Genomic DNA, 22,584 nt, shown 5'->3' on the forward strand with positions numbered 1-22,584 from the left:
TGCTGTTGTATGGCGTAGGGATAAGTCCCGCACGCCTGCATTGCCCGAAATTAGAAGCTGACTGCCCAAAAAACGCCAGTTAGAGACCCATCCCGCGCCATGCGGGAAAGGCAACACGACGGCGAGCAGATCGCCGGCTCTAGCGGAGCCGGCAACAATCAACTTTATACAGGGCAATAACAACAATGATGTCATTCAATCGTTTGACGATAGGCGCGCGCCTGAGCGCAGGCTTCGGGCTGCTGGTCTTGCTCATGCTGGTGCTGGCCGCTTTCGCGCTGCTGCGCATCGGCGCCATCTCCGGCGCCATGGACGCGCAAGAAAAAGTGCAGCTGGAAAAACTCGAACCGCTGTACGTGGCGCGCGAAGCGCTCGACCAGACGGGCCTGGCTGCCCGCAACGCATATATCTTCCATGACCAGGCCGCCGCCGAAAAGGAGCTGGCCATCCTCGACACCCAGAAAGCGCTGTACCTGGACGCGCTGGCGAAGCTGGCGCCGCAGTTCGCCGGCGATGCGCAATTCGAGAAAGTCAGCACGGGCCTGAAAACCATGGCGCAGGAATTGCTGCGTCCGCGCCAGTTCCGCGCCACGGGACAGATGGAGCAGTACGGCACTTTCCTCGTCGAGGAATGCAGCCCCCTGCGGCGCCAGATCGTGTCCGACATCGATGCCGTCCTGAAAAACGTGCAGCGCGAATCGGAGCAGGCCAGCGTGGCTGCGCGCGCCATCTACGGGCAGTCGCTGCGCTGGATCGGCGTGCTGGCCGCGCTCAGCGTGCTCATTTGTATTGCGGTCGCTACCGTCATCACGCGGGGCCTGCTGCGCCAGCTGGGCGGCGAACCTGCGTATGCGGCCACGATTGCCGGACGCATCGCGCTCGGTGAGCTGGCCATCGACGTGCATACGCGCCACGGCGACGACAGCAGCCTGCTGTTCGCCATCAAGACCATGCGCGACAACCTCGCTGCCATCGTCGGCAAGGTGCGCCACGGTACGGAAAGCATCGCCACGGCCTCCACCGAGATCGCCTCGGGCAACCGCGATCTGTCGCAGCGCACGGAGCAGCAGGCCGGTTCGCTCGAGGAAGTGGCGTCATCGATGGAAGAACTGATTTCCGCCGTGCGCCAGAATGCGGACAACGCCCAGCAGGCGAACCACCTGGCGCGCGAAGCGTCGAAGGTGTCGGAGCAGGGCGGCAAGGCCGTGGCCGAAGTGGTGCACACCATGGGCCTCATCAATGCCTCGTCGAACAAGATCGTCGACATCATCGGCGTGATCGACAGCATCGCCTTCCAGACGAACATCCTGGCCCTGAACGCGGCCGTGGAAGCGGCGCGCGCGGGCGAGCAGGGGCGCGGTTTCGCCGTGGTGGCGACGGAAGTGCGCAACCTGGCGCAGCGCTCGAGCGCCGCCGCGCGCGAAATCAAGGCCCTGATCGACGATTCCGTCAGCAAGGTGGGCACGGGCACGGTGCTGGTCGAGCAGGCGGGCGCCACCATGCATGAGGTGGTGGCCGGCATCGGCAGGGTGACGGGCATCATGGCCGAGATCAGCCATGCCACGCAGGAGCAGGGCGCCGGCATCGAGCAAGTCAACCGCGCCATCGTCGACATGGACCGCGTGACCCAGCAAAACGCGGCCCTGGTCGAGCAGGCGGCCGCCGCCGCGCACGAATTGCAGCAGCAGGCGGCGCAGCTGGAACAGGAAGTGGGCATTTTCAAACTGGCCCCGCCGGCGAACGGCCCTTTGCGCCTGGCGGCCTGACGCCGACGGCACGGCGCGCCGGCAGCCATGCGCCAATAGTCGTATTCCGCGCTACAATGAGCGCTGGATCACCGCCAGGACGACTCATGCAAGTGCGCAGCAGCCACGATCTATCCAGCCCGGACGACGACAAGCCGGCGCCGCCCGTGCTGCAGCTGGCCCTTGCCGGTCTCGGCTGGGGCTTGCTCACCTGCATGCTGTGCTTTGCCATCCTGTTCCTCACGAAATGGCTGCTGCCACCCGAATACTGGGGCGCACACACGGGCCTGTCCAAGTTCAAGCGCGAAATGTCGCTGCCGCTGCTGGTGTTCTGGGTCGTCATCTATTCTCCCATCCTGGAAACGTTTCTCGGCCAGTTGCTGCCGCTGGAAATCCTCAAGCGCCTGGGCGCCACCCGGCAGCTGAGCATTTTTATCGGCGCCATCCTGTGGGCCATCGTGCATTACATCAGCGGCGGCTTGCTGCACGCCATTGTCGCGCTCGGTTCAGGCGCGATGTTCAGCTTTGTCTACCTGCGCTACCGCACGCCCACTGTGGCCGTGGCCTACGCGACAACGACCTTTTCCCGCGCCTGCAACAACATCGCCATCCTTGTCGCGGTGTTCTACGGCCTCGACGCCTAGACGCCTTTCTTTCTTCCTGAGCAAATACGGCAGCAGCGCCGCCAGCGCCACGGCCAGCAGCGCCAGGCCATTCAGCAACTGGCGGAAGGCGGCGTCATAGCTGGCGCGCAGCAGTGTTTCGTGGCCGCCCAGCAGCTGTGTTGCCTGTTGCATATCGCCAAGCGCGGCGCGGCTGGCGGCCGCCAATAGCGGTAGATCGGCGGGCAGTTGCCGCGCCAGCGCCGCCGCGATCAGGCCGGCCAGCAGGGCGCCAGCCAGGGCCAGCGCCACGCCGTCGGCGCTGATGCGCACGGTATTGAAGATGCCTGTCGCCATGCCGGCCCGCCCTGTGTCCACCACGCTCAAGGCCATGCCATCCATTAAGCCCCACGGCAAGCCGATGCCGGCGCCGATCAGCAGCAGGGGGCCGGCCAGCGCCGCAGTGCCGCCATGGCCCAGCACCTGCGCCAGCCAGGCCAGGCCCGCCGCGGCCAGCAGCAATCCCGCCGCGCACAGCATGCCGGCACTGATCCAGCGCGACAGCAGCGCCGCCAGCACGGGCACGAGCAGCAATGGCGCGGCCAGGGCCACCATCAAACGGCCCGCCGCCAGCGCGGACATGCCGTCGATGCCGATGAAACGCCCCGGCAGCATGACGATGAGCACGATGAACAGGAAGGCGGGCGAGGCGGCCAGCACTTGCACGGCCACAAAGCGGCGCTGGCGGAACAGGGTCAAGTCCAGCATGGGCTGCGCCGTCCTGCGTTCGATCCTGATAAAAATGAAAAACAGCAGCACCGACGCGGCGACGGGCAGCAGCACGGCCCCGCTGCGCCAGCCGTGTTCGGGCGCCAGCAGCATGCCCAGGGTCAGCAGGCCCAGCGCGGCGCTGAAGCTGATGGCGCCGGGCCAGTCCAGCCGGCCCTTGCCGCGCGGCGGATCGGCCGGCACGTTGCACCAGACCAGCAGCATGCCGATGGCGCCCAGCGCGGCCGTGGCGTAAAAGATGGCGGGCCAGCTGGCCAGCGCCAGCATGGCGCCCGCCGCCAGCGGACCGAAGGCCAGGCCCAGGCCGAACGTCGTGCCCAGCACGCTCATCACGCGGCTGCGCGCCGCGCCGTGGAACAATGGCGCCAGCGACGACATGGCGGCGGCGAACGCGGCCGCGCCGCCCAAACCCTGCACGAAGCGCAGCGCGGCGATCCATGCCACCGAGGGCGCGACGGCGATGGCCAGGGTCGCCGTGCAAAACAGCGCCAGCCCCGCCAGCCACACGCGGCGCCGTCCCAGCACGTCAGTCAGGCTGCCCGCCACCATCATGGCGCTGCCATAGCTGAGGATATACGCATTGACGACCCAGTTCAGGGCGGCGGCGCTGCCGTGCAATTCGGCGCCGAGGGCGGGCAAGGCCACGGCCGGGCCCGTGAAGCACAAGGGAATGAGCAAGCCCGTCAGGCAGGCGGCCAGCACTTGCAGCGGGAGAGAAAAGCGGGAGGAAGAGGGCATCGGTGTCGGAGATGAAAGAAAGAGGGACGAGTATGGCGCGCCCGTCATTGAAGAAAAATAGGCTAAACTGCCTAACATATCGGACAAGAATGTCTTCAATGGAAAATCGTATGGATAGCCTGGGCGGCATCGCCATGTTTGTGCAGGTGGCCGACAGCGGCAGCTTTTCGGCCACGGGCCGGCTGCTGGGCCTGTCATCGTCGGCCGTGGGCAAGAGCGTGGCGCGCATGGAAGCGCGGCTCGGCGCGCGGCTGTTCCAGCGCAGCACGCGGCACCTGGCACTGACGGCGGAAGGGGAAAAATTCCTGCAGCGCTGCAAGCGCATCCTGGCCGAGGTGGCAGCGGCCGAGCGCGAACTGGGCGAATCGGGCGGCGCGCCGAGCGGCCGCCTGCGCATCAGCCTGCCACGCTACAGCGGCCTGTTCGAGCCGGCCATCGCCGCCTTCATGCAAGCGTATCCCGCCATCGAACTCGATCTCGATTTTTCCGACGCCATGGTCAACATCGTCAGCGACGGCTTTGACGCGGCCGTGCGCACGGGCGAGCTGGCCGACTCGGGCTTGATGCGGCGCAAACTGTGCACGTTTCGCCGCTTGCTTGTGGCGTCGCCCGCCTACCTGGCGCGCCATGGCCGGCCCGCCGACGGCGCCGAACTGCTGCGGCACCAGCGCCTGCACTACCGTTTTCCCGCCACGGGCCGCCTGGAACAGTGGCCGCTGATGGAGGAGTCTGCCCAGCCGGCACCCGGCATGGTGTGCAACAGCGTGGAAATGCGCGTCTTCCTGGCCGTGCAGGGGCAGGGCATCGCCTACCTGCCCGCATTCGCCGTGCAGCGCGAGCTGGCGGCGGGGCAGCTGGTTTCGCTGCTGGACGCGCACACGCAGGCGCGCACGGCGTTCTGGCTGCTGTGGCCTGCCAGTCGCCACCTGCCGCCGCGCCTGCGCGTATTCATCGATTTCCTGGTGGAACAATTCGATCAGCGTACTTCGGGAGGCTGGCCTTGAGCGATGACAACACCGCCCTGCGGCGCCACGTGGCCGGCGCCACCGTGCGCCACGCCCACCCGTTCAGCATCGCGCCGTTGCCGCCGCAGGAAGCGCTGACGGCGGCCTTGCGCGACGACTGGGTGCGGCCCTTGTACATGGGTCTGCACCAGCCCCAGGTAAGCGCATGCGTGGCGCGGCTGGCGCAGGTCGACGATGCCCTCATCGCCCGCCTGCTGGGGCAATTCGACTGGCGCAGCCGCACGGCGGGCGCCTACCTGGCCGCATTGACCGGGCAGGACGGCTACACGGACCAGCTGGGCGGCCTGCTGCTGGCCAGCGAGGTCTGCTACGCGGGCAGCGCGTATTGCCTGGCGCTGGCCGTTTTCGACACGCCCGCCAGCCGCGACTACCTGCACCGCTATCTGGAACATTACCTGCGCCAGCCGCAGTTGTACTTTGATCAGGAGCAAGCCATGGCTGCCATCGCCTGGCTCGATGGCCAGCACGGCCGGGATGAGGCGGCGCGCCACGCGCCAGCCTGGGCCGTTTTCGCGGCCGGCCGGCCGGGTCTGGCGCTGGACGATGCACTCGCGGCGTTTGCGGCCAGTATGGACCGCTTGCGCACGCTGCAAGCTCTGAGGGCGCCCGCTAAGTAATCCTCAGGAAATTCTTGTGAAGTTTTGAAAGTCAGAAATCACAATAATTTCTTGGGGGTTAGTTACTTAGCATCGCTCCAGCCGCCGACGTCCCATCCCCACGCCGTACGGCCACTCCCTCCCCACATCCCGCTTTCATGACATTTGCGTGACAAATGGCAGTGTTTCCCCGCCTGATCTGTCACTGCAGGGTGCATGCCGAAGCTGCTTTTCGACGCGGCACGACTTTGTCTTCCATGCCGGCTTGCGCTGGCATATCCACGCGTGATTTTTTTAAGTTTAACGACAGGAAACTGCAATATGACTAAGAAATTTGAATCCGCCGCCTTCGCGCCATCTTCCGAAGCGGCCGGCGTGTCCGGCATTGACGCCTATCTGAACAGCCTGGCGGCCCCGCAGCGTTTCGTGGGCACGGCGAACGCCGATGTACTCACCGGCACCACGGGCGCGGACGTGCTCGAGGGACTGGCGGGCGACGATACGTATTACGTCAACCACAGCGGCGACGTGATCGTCGAGCTGGCCAATGGCGGCAGCGATAAGGTGTACACCAGCGTGAATTACACCTTGCCCGACAACGTGGAGAACATGTACCTGACTGCCGCCGGGCTGACCGTGACGGGCAGCGCCAACACCAATAACGTCTTTTTCGTCGATGCGGCCGGCGGCAACAGGATCGATGGCGGCGGCACGGGCAACGCGGTCAACTACGCCGCTTCCGCCACGGGCGTGACGGCCACCCTGTCCGGGGCGAATGGCCCGCTGACCGCGCCTCCCGGCAGCGATGTGCTGCTCAATATCGCCAACATCGTTGGCAGCAAGCTCGACGATGTCTTGACCGGCAACGAGCTCAAAAACGCCCTCGTGGGCGGTTTTGGCAACGATATCTTACGCGGCGGCAAGGGCGACGACACGCTGGCGGGCATTCAGGGCAATGACACGTATATCTTCGCGCGCGGCGACGGCGCCGATTCCATCCTGGAAATGGAAGAGGCGGGCAGCCATAACGTGGTCTCCTTCCTGGCCGGCGTCAATGCCGACCAGCTGTGGTTTCGTCAGGTGGGCACGGCGCTGGAAGTAAGCACCATCGGCACCGGCGACAAGATCACCGTCAACGCCTGGTTTTCCAGTGCGGCGCCGCGCATTCAGGAGTTCCGCACGGCCGAAGGCCGCGTGCTGCTGGGCAGCGACGTGCACAAGCTGGTGCAGGCGATGGCAGGGTTGGCGATGCCGCCGGCCGGCCAGCTGACCCTGCCAGCGGCGACCGCCGCCGCTCTGGCGCCGGCGCTGGCGCAGAACTGGCGCACGGAGGGGCCGAACCAGCCGACCAATGGCACTTTCACCGGCACGGCGAACCCGGACATCATCAAGGGCACGGCGGGCGCCGACGTGATGGCCGGCCTGGGCGGCGACGATATCTATTACGTCAACCATGGCGGCGACGCGGTCGTCGAACAGGCGGGCGGCGGACGCGACACGGTCTACACTACCGTCAATCACACCCTGGCCGCCAACGTCGAAGAGGTGCATGTCAGCGCCGCCGGCCTGACGGTGACGGGCAACGGCAACGCGAACGTCTTCCACGTCGATGCCGCCGGCGGCAATGTGCTGCGCGGCGTCGGCGCGAACACTTCGGCCACCTATGCCGCGTCCAAGGCTGGCGTGACGGCCGCCATGATCGCCGTCAACGGTGACGCCACGGCGCGCCCGGGCAGCGATGTGCTGGTCAATATTTCCAACGTGACAGGCAGCGCCCATGACGACGTGCTGTCAGGCAACGAACTGGCCAACACCCTGTCCGGCGGCCTCGGCAACGATACCTTGCAAGGCGGCAAGGGGGACGACGTGCTGACCGGCGGCCTGGGCGACGATATCTATGTCTTTGCGCGCGGCGACGGCGCCGACGTCATCGCCGAACCCTCGGCCGACGCCAATTACGACACCATCGCCTTCCTGGCCGGCGTGCATATCGACCAGCTGTGGTTCCGCCAGGTGGGCGCGGATATGGAAGTGAGCACCATCGGCACGACGGACAAGATCACCATCCGCGGCTGGAACGCGGCTGCGCCGAACATCGAGGAATTCCGCACGGCCGCCGGCCACGTCATGCGCGGCGCCGACGTGCAGCTGCTGGTGCAGGCGATGGCGAACCTGACGCCGCCGCCGCTGGGCCAGCTGACCCTGCCGGCCGCCACGGCCGCTGCCCTGGCGCCCGTGCTGGCCCAGGCCTGGCACTTCAACGGTCCGACGCAGCCGACGGGGCAGCACTTTGTCGGCACCGCGAACGCCGATGTCATCAACGGCACGGCCGGCGCCGACCTGCTCGAAGGCCTGGGCGGCGACGACACGTATTACGTCAATCATGGCGGCGACTTCATCGTCGAAACGGGTAACGGCGGCAGCGATACCGTCTACACCAGCGTCGATTACACGGTGGCCGACAATGTCGAATACGTGCGCCTCGCCGCTGCCGGCCTGAAGGTGACTGGCAGCGCCTATAACAACAACGTCTTTTATGTCGATACCCCCGGCGGCAATGTGCTCGATGGCGCCGGTGCCGGCAACTCGGTCAATTACAGCGGCGCCAGCACAGGCGTGACGGCCGTCTTCGCGCCCGTTGGCGGTCCCTTGACCGCGCGTCCCGGCGTAGACGTGCTGTCCAATTTCGGCATGCTGTTCGGCAGCAAGTTCGACGATGTGCTGATCGGCAATGAGCTCAAGAACGTTCTCTTTGGCGGCTTCGGCAATGATATCTTCCAAGGCGGCAAGGGCGGTGACACTCTGGCCGGCCTCGCGGGGGACGACACCTATATCTTCGCCCGCGGCGACGGCGCCGACATCATCGCTGAGACGGAGGAGGCGGGCAGCCATGACGTCGTGTCTTTCCTGGCCGGCATCAGCGCCGAGCAGCTGTGGTTCCGCCAGGTGGGCACCAACCTGGAAGTGAGCACCATCGGCACCACGGACAAGATCACCGTGAATAACTGGTTTGCCGATACGGCCGTGCGCATCGAGGAATTCCGCATGGCCGATGGCCGCGTCTTGTTGGGTAGCAATGTGCAAAACCTCGTGCAAGCCATGGCGGGCCTGACGCCGCCGCCGGCCGGCCAGCTGACCTTGCCTGCCGGCACGGCAGCCATCCTGGCGCCGGCGCTGGCGCAGAACTGGCGTGCCGCGCAGCAATTCGGCGCGGCCAGCCAGGGCGGATCCGCTGCCTGGCAAGCCGATCCGGCGCAGCTGGTGCAAGCGATGGCCGGCTTTGCCGTGCCCGCGGCCGCATCGGCGCCCTGGTCCGGCCACGGCAACCCGTCGACGCAGATCCAGCTGGCGGCAGCGCATTGATCGCTTGAGCACGTAGTTCCACCCCCGCGCAGCCGGGCCGGCCTTGCACGTGCCGGCCCGGCTGCGCCATTGATTTCCGACATGATCCGATGACCGTACTTCCATATCGCCACGCCACTTCGTCCACCGAACCCGCGCCCGACACGGGCCTGCTGTCGCTGCTGCTGATGGCCAGCCTGCACGGCATCGCCGCCGACGGCGCCCAGCTCAAGCACGCTTTCGGCCAGGCCGTGTTCACGCGCCAAACCGTCCTGCTGGCCGCGAAAGGGCTGGGCTTGACGGCCAAGCTGGTGCGCCAGGCGCCCGAACGGCTGGCGCAAGCGCCGCTGCCCGCCATCGCCATCGGTCACGACGGGCGTTTCTTTATTCTCGGCAAGGTCGACAGCAGCGACGGCGCCGTGAGCAAGGTGCTGATCCAGTATCCGGGCCAGCCGCCGCAGATCCTCGGCCGCGACGCTTTCCTCGCCGCCTGGTCGGGCGAACTGATCTTTTTTACCAGCAAGGCCAGCTATGCGGGCGAGACGGCCCGCTTCGACTTCAGCTGGTTCATCCCCGCCATCGTCAAATACCGCAGGCTGCTGGGCGAAGTGCTGCTCATTTCCTTCGTGCTGCAGCTGATCGGCCTGGCCACGCCCCTGTTTTTCCAGGTGGTGATGGACAAGGTGCTGGTCAACCACGCCATGCAGACTTTGAACGTGGTGGCCATCGGCCTGGTCTGCGCCATCGTCTTCGAGGCGGCGCTGGGCCTCATCCGCACCTATGTTTTCGCGCGCACCAGCAGCAAGATCGACGTGGAACTGGGCGCGCGCCTGTTCCGCCACTTGCTGGCCTTGCCGATCGCGTATTTCCAGGCGCGCCGCGTGGGCGATTCCGTGGCCCGCATCCATGAACTGGAAAACATCCGCTCATTTCTTACCGGCAACGCGATGACCCTGGTGCTCGACCTGCTGTTTTCCTTCATCTTCATCGCCGCCATGCTGTGGTACAGCGCGGCGCTCAGCGTGGTCGTGCTCGCGTCGATCCCCGTCTACGCGGTCCTGTCGATGCTGCTCACGCCCGTGCTGCGGGGGCGCTTGAACGACAAGTTCAACCGCAGCGCGGAAAACCAGTCTTTTCTGGTTGAAACGATCAGCGGCGTCGATACCGTCAAGGCCATGGCCGTCGAGCCGCGCTGGCAGCAGCAGTGGGAAAAACAGCTGGCCGGCTATGTGTCGGCCGGCCTGTCGGCGAACAACATCGGCATGCTGGCCAGCGGCAGCGTCACCCTGGTGAGTAAACTGGTGACGGCGGCCATCATGTGGTGGGGCGCCACGCTCGTCATCGACGGCAGGATGACGGTGGGCGAGCTGGTGGCCTTCAACATGCTGGCGGGGCAGGTGGCCTCGCCCATCCTGCGCCTGGCACAGCTGTGGAACGATTTCCAGCAAGTGGGCATCTCCATGAGCCGGCTGGGCGACATCCTCAATGCCCGTACGGAAGCGGGCAGCCAAAACGCGGGCAACCAGAAGGCGCGCCTGCCGCGCATCGCCGGCGCCATCGACTTTCAGCAGGTGGGTTTCCGCTACCGCCCGGACGCGGCCGAGGTGCTGCGCGAGGTGTCGATCGCCATCGCACCCGGCGAGGTGATCGGCATCGTCGGGCGCTCCGGCTCGGGCAAGAGCACGCTGACGCGGCTGGCGCAGCGCCTGTACATCCCCGAGCGGGGCAAGGTGCTGATCGACGGGCAGGATATCGCCGTCATCGACACGGCGTCGCTGCGGCGCCAGATCGGCGTGGTGCTGCAGGAAAACATCCTGTTCAACCGTTCCGTGCGCGACAATATCGCCCTCAGCGACCCGGCCCTGCCCATCGAGGCGGTCATTGCCGTGGCGAAACTGGCGGGCGCCCACGATTTTATCTGCGAGTTGCCTGAAGGCTACGACACCATGGTGGGCGAGCACGGCACGGGCTTGTCAGGCGGCCAGCGCCAGCGCATCGCCATCGCCCGTGCCCTGATCGGCGACCCGCGCATCCTGATTTTCGACGAGGCGACGAGCGCGCTCGACTACGAGTCGGAAAAGATTATCCAGGACAATATGCGCGGCATTTGCGCGGGACGCACGGTACTCATCATCGCCCACCGCCTGTCGGCCGTGCGCGAAGCGAACCGCATCGTCGTCATGGAGCGGGGGCAGGTGGCGGAACTGGGCAGCCACGATGCGCTGCTGAAACGGCCGGGCGGCATCTACGCCCATTTGTACAGCCTGCAGCAGGGTACGCACGGGAGCGCAACAGGGGACGCAACATGAGTGCCGGCCACCGTCTCGCCGCATATGGCGAATTGTTGCAACGCTACGGCCAGGTACTGCGGCACAGCTGGCGCCACCGCGCCGCATTGGGCGGCCCCGTGCTCAGCGAAGACGAGGCGGCCTTTTTGCCGGCCGCGCTGGCGCTGCAGGAGCGGCCCGTGTCGCCGTCGTTGCGCCTGACGGCCAGGGTGCTGATGCTGCTGGTCGGCTGCGTGGTGCTGTGGGCTGTCTTTGGCAAGGTCGACATCATCGTCCATGCGGCGGGCAAGATCATTCCATCCGGTAACACCAAGACCATCGCTTCCGTCGACGTGGCCGCCGTGCGCGCCCTGCACGTGCGTGAGGGGCAGGCCGTGCAGGCGGGCCAGCTGCTGGTGGAACTCGACAGCCGGGGACCCGACGCCGAGCGCGACAAGGCGGCCGGCGACGCCGTGGCGGCCGCGCTGCAGGTGGCCCGCGCGCGTGCGCTGATCGCCGCCGTCGACACCCTGACGATGCCGAAGCTGGCGTCGCCGGACGCGATCCCGGCCCTGGAGCGCGCCGCCGCGCAAGCGCACGTGGATGGCCAGTACGCGAGTTTTCGCGCCAGGCTGGCGCACCTCGACGGCGAAATCGCCCGCTACGCGCAGGCGCTGCCGCTGGCGGCGCAGCGGGCCGGCGATTACCGGGCGCTGCTGGCCACGCGCGACGTGGCCGAACACGCGTGGCTGGAGAAGGAACAGGCGCGGATCGACCTGGCCGGCCAGCTGGCGTCGGCCCGCAGCGAGCGGGCGGCCCTGGTGGCGCAGACGAGGAAAGACGCCTACGACGCGCTGGCGGAAGGGGCGCGAGTGGCGGCCGCCAGCGGCCAGGATGCGCGCCGCGCGGGCGCCCGCGGCAGCCTGCTGCGCCTGACGGCCCCCGTCGACGGCACGGTGCAGCAACTGAAACTGCACACGGTGGGCGGCGTGGTCCCGGCCGCGCAGGCGCTGATGCAGATCGTGCCGCGCCAGGGCAAACTGGAAATCGACGCCATGCTGGAAAACCGCGACGTGGGTTTCGTGCAGGCAGGGCAGGCGGTCGCCGTCAAGATCGACGCCTTCGACTACACCAAGTATGGCACCGTGCCCGCCGTCGTCAGCAGCGTCTCGCGCGACGCCATCGAGGATGAAAAAAAGGGGCCCGTCTACGCCGTCAGGATCACCTTGCGCCAGCCGGCCATCGTCATCGACGGCAGATTGGTGCCGCTGTCGGCCGGCATGGCCGTGCGCGCGGAAATCCGCACGGGCACGCGCAGGGTGGTCGAATACGTGCTCTCGCCGCTGGTGCGGCACCAGAAGGAGGCGCTGCATGAACGCTAGGCACGCCGCCATTTTCTTCGCCGCCGGTTTGTTCCTGGTCGCCGCGCCAGTCCGGGCGCAGATGCTGGACGCCGCGCCATGTCCATCTACCTATGAAGCCGCAGTCCCATTGACCCTGCCGGCGGCCGTCGACCTGGCCCTGTGCCGCAACGCGCAGGTGCACGGCGCCTGGGCCGGCATCCGGCTGCAGGCGGCCGGCGTGGGCGAGGCCAGGGCCGCCTATCTGCCCACCCTGAATGGGGGCTTGAGCCGGGTGCACGACCGCACCGCCTATCCGGGCGCGGACACGCCTTCCGGCAGCCTGAACAGCAATACGGGTTCGCTGAGCCTGTCCTGGCGCCTGTTCGACTTCGGCGGGCGCGCGGCGGGCCAGCGTTCCGCGCAAGCCATGCTTGACGCGGCCCTGGCCAACCGCGACGCCGTGCTGCAAAAGACCCTGGCGGCGACGGTCAGCGCGTATTTCGAGGCGCAGACGGCGCGCGCCAGCGTGCGCATGCGGCAGGAATACCAGGCGCTGGCCAATGAAACGGTGCAGGCCACGCAGCGCCGCGCCCAGCGGGGTCTCGGCTCGCACAGCGACACCCTGCAGGCGGCCAGCGCCCTGGCCAAGGCGGCTCTGGGCGCCAACCGCGCCGACGGCGAGTTCCACAAGGCCCGTGCCGTGCTGGTCTACACCCTGGGCTTGCCGGCCGATGCGGGCGTGACCCTGGACGACGACGCGGACGGCGCGGCGGCGGGCCTGCACGGGGGTTTGCAGGATGAGCTGCACGCCTGGCTGGCAAGGGCCAGGGAGCGCCATCCGGCCATCCTGGCGGCGCAGGCGCAACTGGCGGCGGCGCGCGACCGGGTGGACGTTGCCCGCTCGGAGGGCCGCCCCAGCATCGACCTGACGGCCAATATCTACCAGAACGGCCGGCCCAACCAGGGCTTGTCTCCGGCTTCCACGCGCGAAACGCTGGTGGGCATCTCGCTCAACATTCCCCTGTTCGACGGTTTTGCGCGCCACTACAAGGTGCGCGGCGCGCAGGCGCAGGCGGGGCAAAGGGAGGCGGAGGCTGAGGAAGTGCAGCAGCAGACCCTGATGGAACTGGTGAAAACGCATGCGGAGGCCAGCATGGCGCTGGCCAACCTGGCCGCGTCGCAAGCGTGGCTGGATGCGGCGCAGGACGCGCTGGCCAGCGTGCGGCGCAAGTTCGGCCTGGGCGCGGCCGATATCCTGGAAATGCTGAACACGCAGTCGGCGCTGCTCGAGGCGCAGCAGGAGCGCATCCGTTGCCAGGCGGAATGGCGATCGGCCCGGCTGCGGCTGCTGGCCAGCGCCGGCATGCTGGCGCGCGACGATGTCGCGCAAGGGGGAGGCAAATTGCGCGCCCCGGCGGCCCAATAATGACTATATTGGTGGCGGTCCTTTCCGCACAGGGAAGGCGTTCCTATTTCGGACTAGGGAGACATCATGCACAGCGTACAAAAGATTACCCCATGTTTATGGTTCAACGGCAACGCCGAGGCGGCGGCCCGGTTTTATACGGAAATATTTCCCAATTCGAAGATCGGCCAGATCCTGCGCTATGGCGAGGAAGGCAAGGAAATCCACGGCCAGGAGCCGGGCAGCGTGCTGACGGTGGCCTTTGAACTCGATGGCCAGACCTTTACGGGCTTGAATGGCGGCCCCTTGTTCCAGTTTTCCGAAGCGATCTCGTTCCAGGTCAATTGCGAAACCCAGGACGAGGTCGATCACTACTGGAACCTGCTCTCCCGGGGCGGGCCGCCGGAAGCGCAGCAATGCAGCTGGCTCAAGGACCAGTTCGGGGTATCGTGGCAAATCGTGCCCACCCTGATGATCAAGCTGCTGGGCGACCCCGACCCCGTCAAGGCCCAGCGCGTGATGAAAGCCATGATGGGCATGAAAAAGATCGACATCGAGCAAATCAAGCGGGCGTACGCGGGCTAGCCTGCCACGCGGGGCAGGGGGCGCACGCCAGCGGCGCACCCTGTCCAAGATGGCCGGCATTTGCTATAGTACCGGCCATCTTTCCATTGCCAGATTGACCCTGCCCATGACTATCAGCACCAGCAACACCATCGCCCCGCGCACTTTCGGCACACCGCTGTCTTCCACCGCCATCAAAGTCATGTTGCTGGGTTCCGGCGAACTGGGCAAGGAAGTGATCATCGCGCTGCAGCGCCTGGGCGTGGAAGTGATCGCCGTCGACCGCTATCCGAACGCGCCGGGCCATCCCGTGGCGCACCGCTCGCACGTGATCGACATGAGCGACGGCGTGGCGCTGGCCGCCCTGATAGCCCTGGAAAAGCCGGATTTGATCGTGCCGGAAATCGAAGCCATCGCCACGGAAACCCTGGCGGCGCTGGAAGCGGCCGGGCAGATCACGTGCATCCCGAACGCGCGCGCGGCCGTGCTGACGATGAACCGCGAAGGCATCCGCACCCTGGCGGCAGAGACCCTGGGCGTGGCCACGTCGCCATACCGCTTCGCCAGCAGCCTGCAGGAGTTGCAGGCCGCTTGCCAGGAGATCGGTTTCCCGTGCGTGGTGAAACCCGTGATGTCGTCGTCGGGCAAGGGCCAGTCCAAACTCGATAGCGCCGCTGACGTGGACGCGGCATGGGCGTATGCGGCCAGCGGCAGCCGGGTCGACACGGGCCGTGTCATCGTCGAGGGTTTCATCGACTTCGATTACGAAATCACCCTGCTGACGGTGCGCGCCGTCGGTGCTTCGGGACAGGTCGAAACGCAGTTCTGCGAGCCGATCGGCCACTTGCAGGTGCACGGCGACTACGTGGAATCGTGGCAGCCGGCCCGCATGGCGCCGCTGGCCCTTGAGCGTTCGCGCGAGATCGCCCGCAAGGTGACGGATAACCTGGGCGGCCTGGGCCTGTTCGGCGTGGAGCTGTTCGTCAAGGACGACATGGTGTGGTTCTCGGAAGTGAGCCCCCGTCCGCACGACACGGGCATGGTCACGATGGCCAGCCAGGTGCAGAGCGAATTCGAGCTGCACGCGAAAGCCATCCTCGGCTTGCCGGTCAACGTGGCGCTGCGTTCGCCCGGGGCCTCGGCCGTCATCTACGGCCAGCTGGAAGCGAAAGGCATCGCCTTTGAAGGCGTGGCCGACGCCTTGAAGGTGCCGGGCGCGGACCTGCGCCTGTTCGGCAAGCCGGAATCGTTCGCCCGCCGCCGCATGGGCGTGGCGCTGGCCACGGCCGACGATATCGATACGGCCCGCCAGCGCGCCGTGCTGGCCGCGTCGAAAGTCAAGCCGGTGGCGAAGTAAGCCTGTTTACGGATACAACAGTCATCAACATGGAAACCGGGGCATGACGGAACTCGATACTTATCTCGCGCAGCACTATCTGGACGAGACGCAGCTGGCGGCAGCCGCCGCCATGGGCATGGACGAAATCGATGCCCTGATCCGGGCTGGCCTGGTTCCGGCACCCGCATACGTGGTCGATGACGGCGGCAATCTGTGTTCCTTCGTCTTTGGCGCCATGGCGGCGCCCGGTTCCAGGACCGGCCGCTATTTTCCGCCGTCCCAGCTGGGGTGGATCGCCATTGCGCGCCATGCCCTCGCCGAGGGGGCGGAAACGGCGCAAGCGCGCCTGAAGGCGCAATTTACGTCGCGCTATGCGGCCGCGCTGGCGACCCTGAACCTGACGACCTGGCGCCTGCGCGACAGTTTCGACGACAGGGGCGCCCCGATCGCGGACGGTTTACTGGCCCGTACCGACAGCGCCTGGACATATTTTTTGAACGGCACGTTTTCCCTGTGCGTGGCCAATTCCATGTCGGAAGCCCACATCGCCTGGAAAGAGGTGCTGCAGGAAAAGCTCGCGCAGCAAAGCGGGAACGGCAGCAAGACGCTGCTGCCGCAGCAGCAGGCGCAGGAAATGCATGCGCTGATCGATGCCTATGCCGCGGCGGCCATGCCTTTTTCTCCCGTCGAATACGCCTTGAGCAGCCGCAAGCGCCTGGTCGAGGATTTGCGGGCCAACATGCGCGTGGCCGTAACGGACCCCGCATGACGGCATCCGTGACGCACAGCCTGCCGCTGGCCGACGCCGGCGGCGACGACATCAAGCGCAAGCTGCGCGGCCACATCGCGCGGCGCAACCTGGCCGGCGCCGCCAACGACTGCAAGTGGAACGAACTGCTGGCCTTCATGCGCGGGCGGACCGACTGGGTGCCGTCGTACCGCTACGGCTCCGTGTCCGGCTACGTGTCGCGCTGGGACACGGAGTGGGATTATCACCCGCCGTTTCCGTTCATGGGCGTGGAATGGTTCGACATCAGCCTGTACTCGGAAGAACACGTGGCCATGCTGTTGCCGAAGAAAATCATCGACCATGGCGTGTGGATCGTGCCGGAGCTCCAACGCATCGGCTTCGATTTCGAGGTGCGGGACCGGGTGGCGCGCCTCTGGGGTTATCTGCCCCGCAATTATCACGATTTCCCTCCTGCTGATTGACACCCGACCAACCCTACTGCGCGTCGGTATAGGCGGCCTGCGATGCTCACCGTACTAGAGTACGGTTGCGCTTCTTCGCCACCTCTCCCTTCCGCTCGCTACGGTTTTGTCAGGTGTCGTAAATAATAGATTGATAACATGCCTGAAAACGATATTCCACAAGTACCGCAACCGGACGACGCCGTCGTCGGCAAGGAAGCGGGGGCGCAGATGCTGGCTGCGGCCTGTGCCGCGCGCGACGCCTTTTATGCCACCCTGGGCACCGTAGACACCGACGTGCTGGCGCCGCTGGTCAACCCGGCCTTCATGGGAGGCCCCCGCTGGCCATCGCTGCGCCAGGCCTGGAGGGTGATCCGCCGTGCCGATACCATCATCATCGCCAGCGATGGCTTGAGCGATCCGTTCGAGGATGACGACGACGTGTTTGTGCCGCGCGGCCACCTGCTGGAAGTGTGCATCGAGGCGCCGCTGTCCGCCTTCGACGGCGATGCGGTGCAGGCATCGTGGCTGTTCGACTTGATCTACCAGGTCAGCCAGAACGTGGCCGACCATGGCTCCATCGACTTGCTGGTGCAGCGCCACGGCAGCGTCTCGATGGTGCTGGACGTGCGGGATGCGCCGGCAGGCCTCGAAGACGAGGACGAACAGGTGGGCGTGCTGCTGGCCCAGGGCGCAAGCAGCATCGCGCCATCGTTCGATACGCCATATGGCGAAGTGATGCTGCTCACCGTCACCGCGCTGCAGCCGGCCGAACTGGCGTTCATCAGCGAGGCCGCCGACAAGGCGCAATCGCGGCGCGACCTGGCTGCCGCGCTGGCCGCCTCGCCGACGGGGCATTGGAGCGTGGCCCAGCGGCCGGCCGTCATTCCCCGCTAGGTTCTTCGACCGGCGGCACGGCCGGTTCCTCGGTTTTCCGTGCTTCCTTCGCTTCAACGACGGCCGGCGCCTGCGGCGGCTCGCGCCACTTGCCCGCCGCCTTCAGCTTGTTCTTCAGCCCCGGCAAGGGGAAGCCCAGCGCATAGGCTTTTTGCGCATGCGCGCTGGCCTTCTCGTATTCCTTCTTTTTCACATACATCAGGCCCAGGTTGTACTGGATGGTGGCCTGCTCGGGCGCCAAACGGCTGGCCGCATCCAGCTGTTCCAGCGCCATCGCATCCTGGCCCGTGGCCAGCAGGTAGTTGCCAAACACCATGCGCGCCGTCACGTCCTGCGGCGCGAAGGCGATCGCCCGTTCGAAGTAGCAGCTGACCGTGTAGCGGGCGCCCACCGGCTGCGCGCTTTTCAGCCGCAATCCCAGCTTGGCCATCGACGCCAGCGCCCGGTGGTGGTTCGGGAAGTGCTCCAGGGTGTAGCTGATGTCGGCGCCCAGGCTGCCCGTCATGCCTTGCGTGAGCGTTTCCACGGCGCGCGAAAAATGGAATTTCTCAATCACGGACAGACCGTCGCGGTCTTCCGCGCTCGTGTAGTCGCCGCCCGGCGTACGCTTGACGTAGGGCGGACATTCGGCCGCCGCCATGCCGCAGCAGGCGGCCAGGGTGCAGGCAAGTATCGGGTGCTTCATGCTGTTCTCCTGTGGCTGACCTGGTCCAGCACATCGGCCAGGGCGTTGCTGCGGGCTTGCCGCGATTGCAGGGCGATGGCCGTGGGGCTGGCCAGCGGCGCGCGGCCCTGGCGGGCCAGTTCCAGGAAGCGCAGCAGCGCGCGCGCGCAGTCGCCGCTTGAGGCCAGCTGGCCGATGGTGTCGATGCCGCAGTGGCGCAGCTTGGCCGCGCTGTCGCCCGCCAGGTCGGTCAGCGCCAGGATGGGCCGGCGGCAGCGCAGGTATTCATACAGCTTGGCGGGAATCTGCGCGTTGCAGTTGGCCGCCTGCAGCAGCAGCAAGCCGTCGGCGGCCAGCATTTCCTGCAGCGCCGCGCCGTGCGGCTGAAACGGTTCCAGGCTGACCAGGTCCTGGACGCCGCACTTCGCCAGCAGGCCCGCCAGCCACGCATCGTGGCCCGTGGCGCGCAGCACCAGCTGGAAATTGCGCGCATGCAGTACGCCGTCGTGGCGCAGCCGGGCCAGGGCTTCGAACAACGGCTGCGGGTCGCGCTCGGACGGGTAGATCACGCCGCTGTGCAGCAGCAAAAAGTGGCTGCGGTGGCCCGTGCGCGCAGGGCTGTCCGGGTAGCCGTCTTCATCGTAGCCATTTTCGATCAGGTGGAAACGCTCGCGCGTGACCTGCGCCAGGCGGCGCCGGTGCGCATCGATGGCGCCCGGCGTGGTGCAGACGATGGCCGCGCTGCGCGCCGCGATGCGCTGTTCGATCCACGCATGCATGCGGTGCAGGCGCGGCTCAGGCGGATACGGCGCCAGCGGGTCGCTGTCATCGAGCATGGGGTCGCGCTGGTCGGCGACCCACGGCAGGCCGCTGAGTTTTTGCAGAGTCAGCGCGATCAGGTGCGCCGTGGCGATCGGATACGTCGACCAGATGGCGTCGGGGCGGTATTCGCGGATCATGCGCAGGCCGGCCGGCACGGCGCTCAGCCACCAGGAACTCCAGCGGTCGGGCAGGGCCAGGCAGCGCGGATAGCGTCCGGCGATGGACAAATGGCGCGCCGCATCGAGCGCCAAGGTGCGCCGCACGGTGGCGTGCTCCCTGATCTGCGCCAGCTGCGACATTCCTTTCTGCGCATACGCGACCGGGCTGGGACTGAGCACCAGCGGCTGCCAGCCGCAGTCGGGCAAATGGCGCGCGAAGCCCAGGGTGCGCAAGATGCCGCTGCCGCCGGCCAGCGGCGGAAAATGGTAGGCCACCATCAGCACCCGTTTTGGTCGGGCCGCGTTCGGTCGGGCCGCGCTCGGCGTGGTCGCTACCATGACTGCAGCCACCGTGCGCACAGCTGTTCCACTGCGCCGCGCCAGGCGGCGCTGGCGAACGTGTGGTTGGCGCCCTTGACCTGCGCCTGCGCCCATTGCGCGCGCGCGGTGACGCCGCGCCAGGCCGGGTCGCCAGCGACCAGCGCTTGCCACTCGCGCGCGCCGAGGTCGTCGCCGCTGAGAATCAAGAGCACCTTGCCCTGGAATTGGGTCAGCGCCCGCAGCAGGGCCGGCGCTGGCGCATCGTCTTCCTCTGTTGCCGGTGTCTGCGTGGCGGCCGCCACCTGCCGCAGCGACGCCAGGCTGGCGCCCACCTGTAGTCCGCCGCCCGCCAGCTTGCGCCAGAACGCGCCTTGCAGCAGGCGCGGCAAATAATAGTGGCGCAAGGTGGCGCGCGCCAGGCCGGCGCCGCTGCGCACCCAGGGGTTGAGCAGCACCAGGGCCTTGACGCGCGCGTCGCGCGGCGCATGGCAGGCGGCCGCCGTGGCGCCGTCGCACAAGCCCCACAGCGCCACTTCGCGCAAGGATGGCACGGCGTCGAAGAATTGCGCCAGCGCGCCGGCGATGTCGGGGCCGGCCGCGCGGTAGTCGCGCGCGCTGCCCTCGCTGTCGCCCATGCCGCGCAGGTCGAAACGCAGCACGGGCCATCCTTGCGCGGCCAGGGCGCGGGCCAGCAGGACGAACTGACGGTGGCTGCCGACCCGGTACTGCGGCCCGCCCGTGACGATCAAGACGCCGCGCGGGCCGCGCGCGGCGGGCAGGCTGAGGATGCCGACCATGTGCGCCTGCGCCTCGCCGTCTTCCGCCGCGCTGCGAAAGCGCAGCGCCAGCTCGCGCACGCTGTGCCCTGCGAGGTGCTGCTGGCTGCTGTCGCGCTTCATGGCGGCTGCCTTTCCTCGTCGAGCCAGTCGCGGCACAGCGCACGCGTGGCGTGCAGCAGTTGCGGACACGCCAGCAGCTCGCCGCTGTGCCAGAACGGCCCGTCGCCGAAGCTGGCCACGTGCACGGCGGCGCCGTGTTCGCGCCATTCGCGCGCCAGCGGCGGCAAGGGCGGGGCGCTGTGTTCCGGCGCCTGGTAATCGAGCCAGTAGACCGGCACCGACGGCTGCAGGGCGGAAGCGCTGACACTGTCGATGGCGTGCGCCAGTTCTGGCGCCAGCAGGTAGCCCGCCACTTCCACAGGCTCGCCATTCGCCAGCGCGGCGCGCGCATGTCCGGGCGCTTCCCGTGCGCCGCCGGCCAGCATGCCCGACGCCAGGCGCAGGCGCAGGAAGCGGTCGATGACGCGCCGTCCATCGGGTTCCGGTTGCCACAGCAGCAGACGGGCCAGCGGCAGCGGCGCGCGGCTGGCGAAATCGAGGGCCAGCAGGGCGCCCAGGCGCAAGCCCCAGACGGTCAACGGGCCGTCGACGCGCTGCGCCAGCCACGCGCAAGCCAGGTGCAGGTCGTTGTGCCAGATGTCCCAGCGCGCCTCGCCAAAGTCGCCGCTGCTGTCGCCGCAGCCGAACAGATCGATCTGCAGCACGCTGTAGCCGGCGGCGGCAAAGACGCGCGCCTGCGCGGCGGCCACGTGGCGGCTTTTATTGAGTTCCTCGGCGAACGGGTGGACATACACGATGCCGCCGCGCGCGCTGCGGCCCGGCGACGGCAGGTGCAGCAGGCAGTAGCGCTGGCCGCCGCTGGCGGGCAGGAAGAAGGGCAGCAGCGGCAGGGGAGAGATGGCGGCGCTGTTCATGGTCGCAGCTTGGCAAATACGAAATCGTGCAGGGTGCCGACGGTGGCGAAGTGGCGCGCGTGGATGTCGTCGTCGGAGACGAGGATGCCGAAATGGTCTTCCAGCGCGGCGATCACGCTGATCACGGCCATCGAGTCGAGTTCCGGCACGCTGCCCAGCAGCGGCGTGTGGGCTTCCAGCGCGCGCCCGTTCAAGCCCAGGGTGGTGTCGAGGATGCGTTTTACTGCTTCAAGATGCGGCATGTCAGCTCCAGGGAAGGGTAGTGCGGCAGGGACGACGTATCGAAGGCAAGGCAGGGAATGTCGTCGGGGCGGCGCGACAGGTGCAGATACGGCGGCAGGCTGGCGGCCATCCATTGCCAGCGCCCGCAGCGGAGAAAAGTGGCCGTGCCCAGCGCGTGCGTGCCCAGGCGTGCATGGGCGCCCAGCGAGGCGCGGTTGAAGCGCGAGATGCGGCTGCACGACCAGCGCACGCCCTGCGCGTGCAGCACGGCGTTGGCTTCTTCCCACAGGCGCGCGAAGACCAGGCCGCCGCGCTGCTCGGGATGCACCCACACGTCCAGGTCCCACGACGATTGCTGCGACGCCAGCGCATAGCGGGCGCGTACCTCGTCTTCCTGGCAGCCGTGGCGCAGCAGCCAGATCCAGCCAACCATGCCGGACTTGTCCCGCGCCACCAGGCATTGCGCGCCTTGCCGGTAGCGTTCGGCCAGCACGCCGGGGCGGCGTGCGGGACCGGGCGGCAAGTCCGCTTCCGCCAGGCAGGGCGTCACCGTGATCGACCGGCCGCGCCCGCGGCACAGCGAGCCGGGCGCCACTGCTTGCGCCACGAATTGATAGCGGTACAGCGCGCAGCGCCCGCCCGGCACGCTTTCCAGCAGCCGCGCCACGGCCAGCCACGCGCTGTCGCGCCAGCCCAGCTGGGCGATGCTGGCGGCCAGCCTTTGCGGCAAGGAAAAATGCGGGAGCACGGACATGGGCGAACGGATGGGGCGGCTATGCAGCCAACGCTGTCCATTAGAAC

At 67.4% G+C, this 22,584-nt stretch carries 19 protein-coding genes; 12 read left to right on the plus strand and 7 right to left on the minus strand.

Features of this window, described 5'->3' with window-relative positions; translation table 11 throughout:
- The first annotated feature begins 185 nt into the window (after nucleotides 1-185).
- On the plus strand, nucleotides 186-1,766 hold the full coding sequence (locus tag CSQ95_RS02760) for a methyl-accepting chemotaxis protein (RefSeq protein WP_099408372.1): 1,581 nt from the start codon (nucleotides 186-188) through the stop codon (nucleotides 1,764-1,766).
- 485 nt (nucleotides 1,767-2,251) lie between these two features.
- Here CSQ95_RS02760 and CSQ95_RS02765 read toward each other — a convergent pair whose 3' ends face one another.
- On the minus strand, nucleotides 2,252-3,874 hold the full coding sequence (locus CSQ95_RS02765; protein WP_099408373.1) for an MFS transporter: 1,623 nt from the start codon (nucleotides 3,872-3,874) through the stop codon (nucleotides 2,252-2,254).
- A gap of 110 nt (nucleotides 3,875-3,984) precedes the next feature.
- Here CSQ95_RS02765 and CSQ95_RS02770 point away from each other — a divergent pair, with 110 nt between their 5' ends.
- The 11 genes from CSQ95_RS02770 to CSQ95_RS02820 all read left to right on the plus strand — a co-directional run bounded on the left by CSQ95_RS02770 (nucleotide 3,985) and on the right by CSQ95_RS02820 (nucleotide 17,843).
- A complete protein-coding gene (locus CSQ95_RS02770; RefSeq protein ID WP_099408374.1) occupies nucleotides 3,985-4,878 on the plus strand; it encodes a LysR family transcriptional regulator in 894 nt (297 codons plus the stop codon).
- The gene (locus CSQ95_RS02775) at nucleotides 4,875-5,516 is read left to right on the plus strand and encodes a DUF6000 family protein (RefSeq protein ID WP_099408375.1); all 642 of its coding nucleotides are present in this window, start codon (nucleotides 4,875-4,877) and stop codon (nucleotides 5,514-5,516) included. Before CSQ95_RS02770 ends, CSQ95_RS02775 begins: the two co-directional genes overlap by 4 nt.
- A gap of 300 nt (nucleotides 5,517-5,816) precedes the next feature.
- A complete protein-coding gene (locus tag CSQ95_RS02780) occupies nucleotides 5,817-8,858 on the plus strand; it encodes a calcium-binding protein (protein WP_099408376.1) in 3,042 nt (1,013 codons plus the stop codon).
- Nucleotides 8,859-8,947: 89 nt separating this feature from the next.
- On the plus strand, nucleotides 8,948-11,146 hold the full coding sequence (locus CSQ95_RS02785; protein WP_099408377.1) for a type I secretion system permease/ATPase: 2,199 nt from the start codon (nucleotides 8,948-8,950) through the stop codon (nucleotides 11,144-11,146).
- Nucleotides 11,143-12,486 carry an HlyD family type I secretion periplasmic adaptor subunit gene (locus CSQ95_RS02790; RefSeq protein ID WP_099408378.1) on the plus strand — a complete coding sequence of 448 codons (1,344 nt, stop codon included), beginning with the start codon at nucleotides 11,143-11,145 and terminating at the stop codon, nucleotides 12,484-12,486. The genes CSQ95_RS02785 and CSQ95_RS02790 overlap by 4 nt, the downstream gene beginning before the upstream one ends.
- Nucleotides 12,476-13,873 (plus strand): TolC family protein, encoded by a 1,398-nt coding sequence (locus CSQ95_RS02795; RefSeq protein ID WP_099408379.1) that lies wholly within the window; start codon nucleotides 12,476-12,478, stop codon nucleotides 13,871-13,873. The genes CSQ95_RS02790 and CSQ95_RS02795 overlap by 11 nt, the downstream gene beginning before the upstream one ends.
- A gap of 66 nt (nucleotides 13,874-13,939) precedes the next feature.
- Entirely contained in the window at nucleotides 13,940-14,437 is a 498-nt protein-coding gene (locus CSQ95_RS02800; protein WP_099408380.1) for a VOC family protein, read from the plus strand.
- A gap of 106 nt (nucleotides 14,438-14,543) precedes the next feature.
- The gene (gene purT, locus CSQ95_RS02805) at nucleotides 14,544-15,773 is read left to right on the plus strand and encodes a formate-dependent phosphoribosylglycinamide formyltransferase (protein WP_099408381.1); all 1,230 of its coding nucleotides are present in this window, start codon (nucleotides 14,544-14,546) and stop codon (nucleotides 15,771-15,773) included.
- 43 nt (nucleotides 15,774-15,816) lie between these two features.
- Nucleotides 15,817-16,524 (plus strand): DUF6058 family natural product biosynthesis protein, encoded by a 708-nt coding sequence (locus tag CSQ95_RS02810; RefSeq protein ID WP_099408382.1) that lies wholly within the window; start codon nucleotides 15,817-15,819, stop codon nucleotides 16,522-16,524.
- Nucleotides 16,521-16,967: a DUF6678 family protein gene (locus CSQ95_RS02815; protein ID WP_099408383.1), complete on the plus strand. Its 447-nt coding sequence runs from the start codon at nucleotides 16,521-16,523 to the stop codon at nucleotides 16,965-16,967. The genes CSQ95_RS02810 and CSQ95_RS02815 overlap by 4 nt, the downstream gene beginning before the upstream one ends.
- A 138-nt stretch (nucleotides 16,968-17,105) precedes the next feature.
- Complete coding sequence (locus CSQ95_RS02820) at nucleotides 17,106-17,843, plus strand: hypothetical protein (RefSeq protein ID WP_099408384.1); 738 nt, start codon at nucleotides 17,106-17,108, stop codon at nucleotides 17,841-17,843.
- Here CSQ95_RS02820 and CSQ95_RS02825 read toward each other — a convergent pair.
- From CSQ95_RS02825 to CSQ95_RS02850, 6 genes are read right to left on the minus strand one after another with little or no spacing between them, the layout of a single operon-like run.
- Entirely contained in the window at nucleotides 17,830-18,528 is a 699-nt protein-coding gene (locus tag CSQ95_RS02825) for an ABC transporter permease (protein ID WP_099408385.1), read from the minus strand. The two genes, CSQ95_RS02820 and CSQ95_RS02825, sit on opposite strands and share 14 nt — an antisense overlap.
- Nucleotides 18,525-19,826: a glycosyltransferase gene (locus tag CSQ95_RS02830; RefSeq protein ID WP_257217924.1), complete on the minus strand. Its 1,302-nt coding sequence runs from the start codon at nucleotides 19,824-19,826 to the stop codon at nucleotides 18,525-18,527. The genes CSQ95_RS02825 and CSQ95_RS02830 overlap by 4 nt, the downstream gene beginning before the upstream one ends.
- Nucleotides 19,820-20,707: a hydrolase 1, exosortase A system-associated gene (locus tag CSQ95_RS02835; protein WP_099408387.1), complete on the minus strand. Its 888-nt coding sequence runs from the start codon at nucleotides 20,705-20,707 to the stop codon at nucleotides 19,820-19,822. Before CSQ95_RS02835 ends, CSQ95_RS02830 begins: the two co-directional genes overlap by 7 nt.
- Nucleotides 20,704-21,561 (minus strand): hydrolase 2, exosortase A system-associated, encoded by an 858-nt coding sequence (locus tag CSQ95_RS02840; protein ID WP_099408388.1) that lies wholly within the window; start codon nucleotides 21,559-21,561, stop codon nucleotides 20,704-20,706. The genes CSQ95_RS02835 and CSQ95_RS02840 overlap by 4 nt, the downstream gene beginning before the upstream one ends.
- Nucleotides 21,558-21,803 (minus strand): acyl carrier protein, encoded by a 246-nt coding sequence (locus CSQ95_RS02845; RefSeq protein WP_099408389.1) that lies wholly within the window; start codon nucleotides 21,801-21,803, stop codon nucleotides 21,558-21,560. The genes CSQ95_RS02840 and CSQ95_RS02845 overlap by 4 nt, the downstream gene beginning before the upstream one ends.
- Nucleotides 21,782-22,537 (minus strand): GNAT family N-acetyltransferase, encoded by a 756-nt coding sequence (locus CSQ95_RS02850; protein ID WP_099408390.1) that lies wholly within the window; start codon nucleotides 22,535-22,537, stop codon nucleotides 21,782-21,784. The genes CSQ95_RS02845 and CSQ95_RS02850 overlap by 22 nt, the downstream gene beginning before the upstream one ends.
- Between the last annotated feature and the right edge of the window lie 47 nt (nucleotides 22,538-22,584).

Source organism: Janthinobacterium sp. BJB304 (assembly GCF_002735765.1).
GTDB lineage: Bacteria > Pseudomonadota > Gammaproteobacteria > Burkholderiales > Burkholderiaceae_D > Janthinobacterium.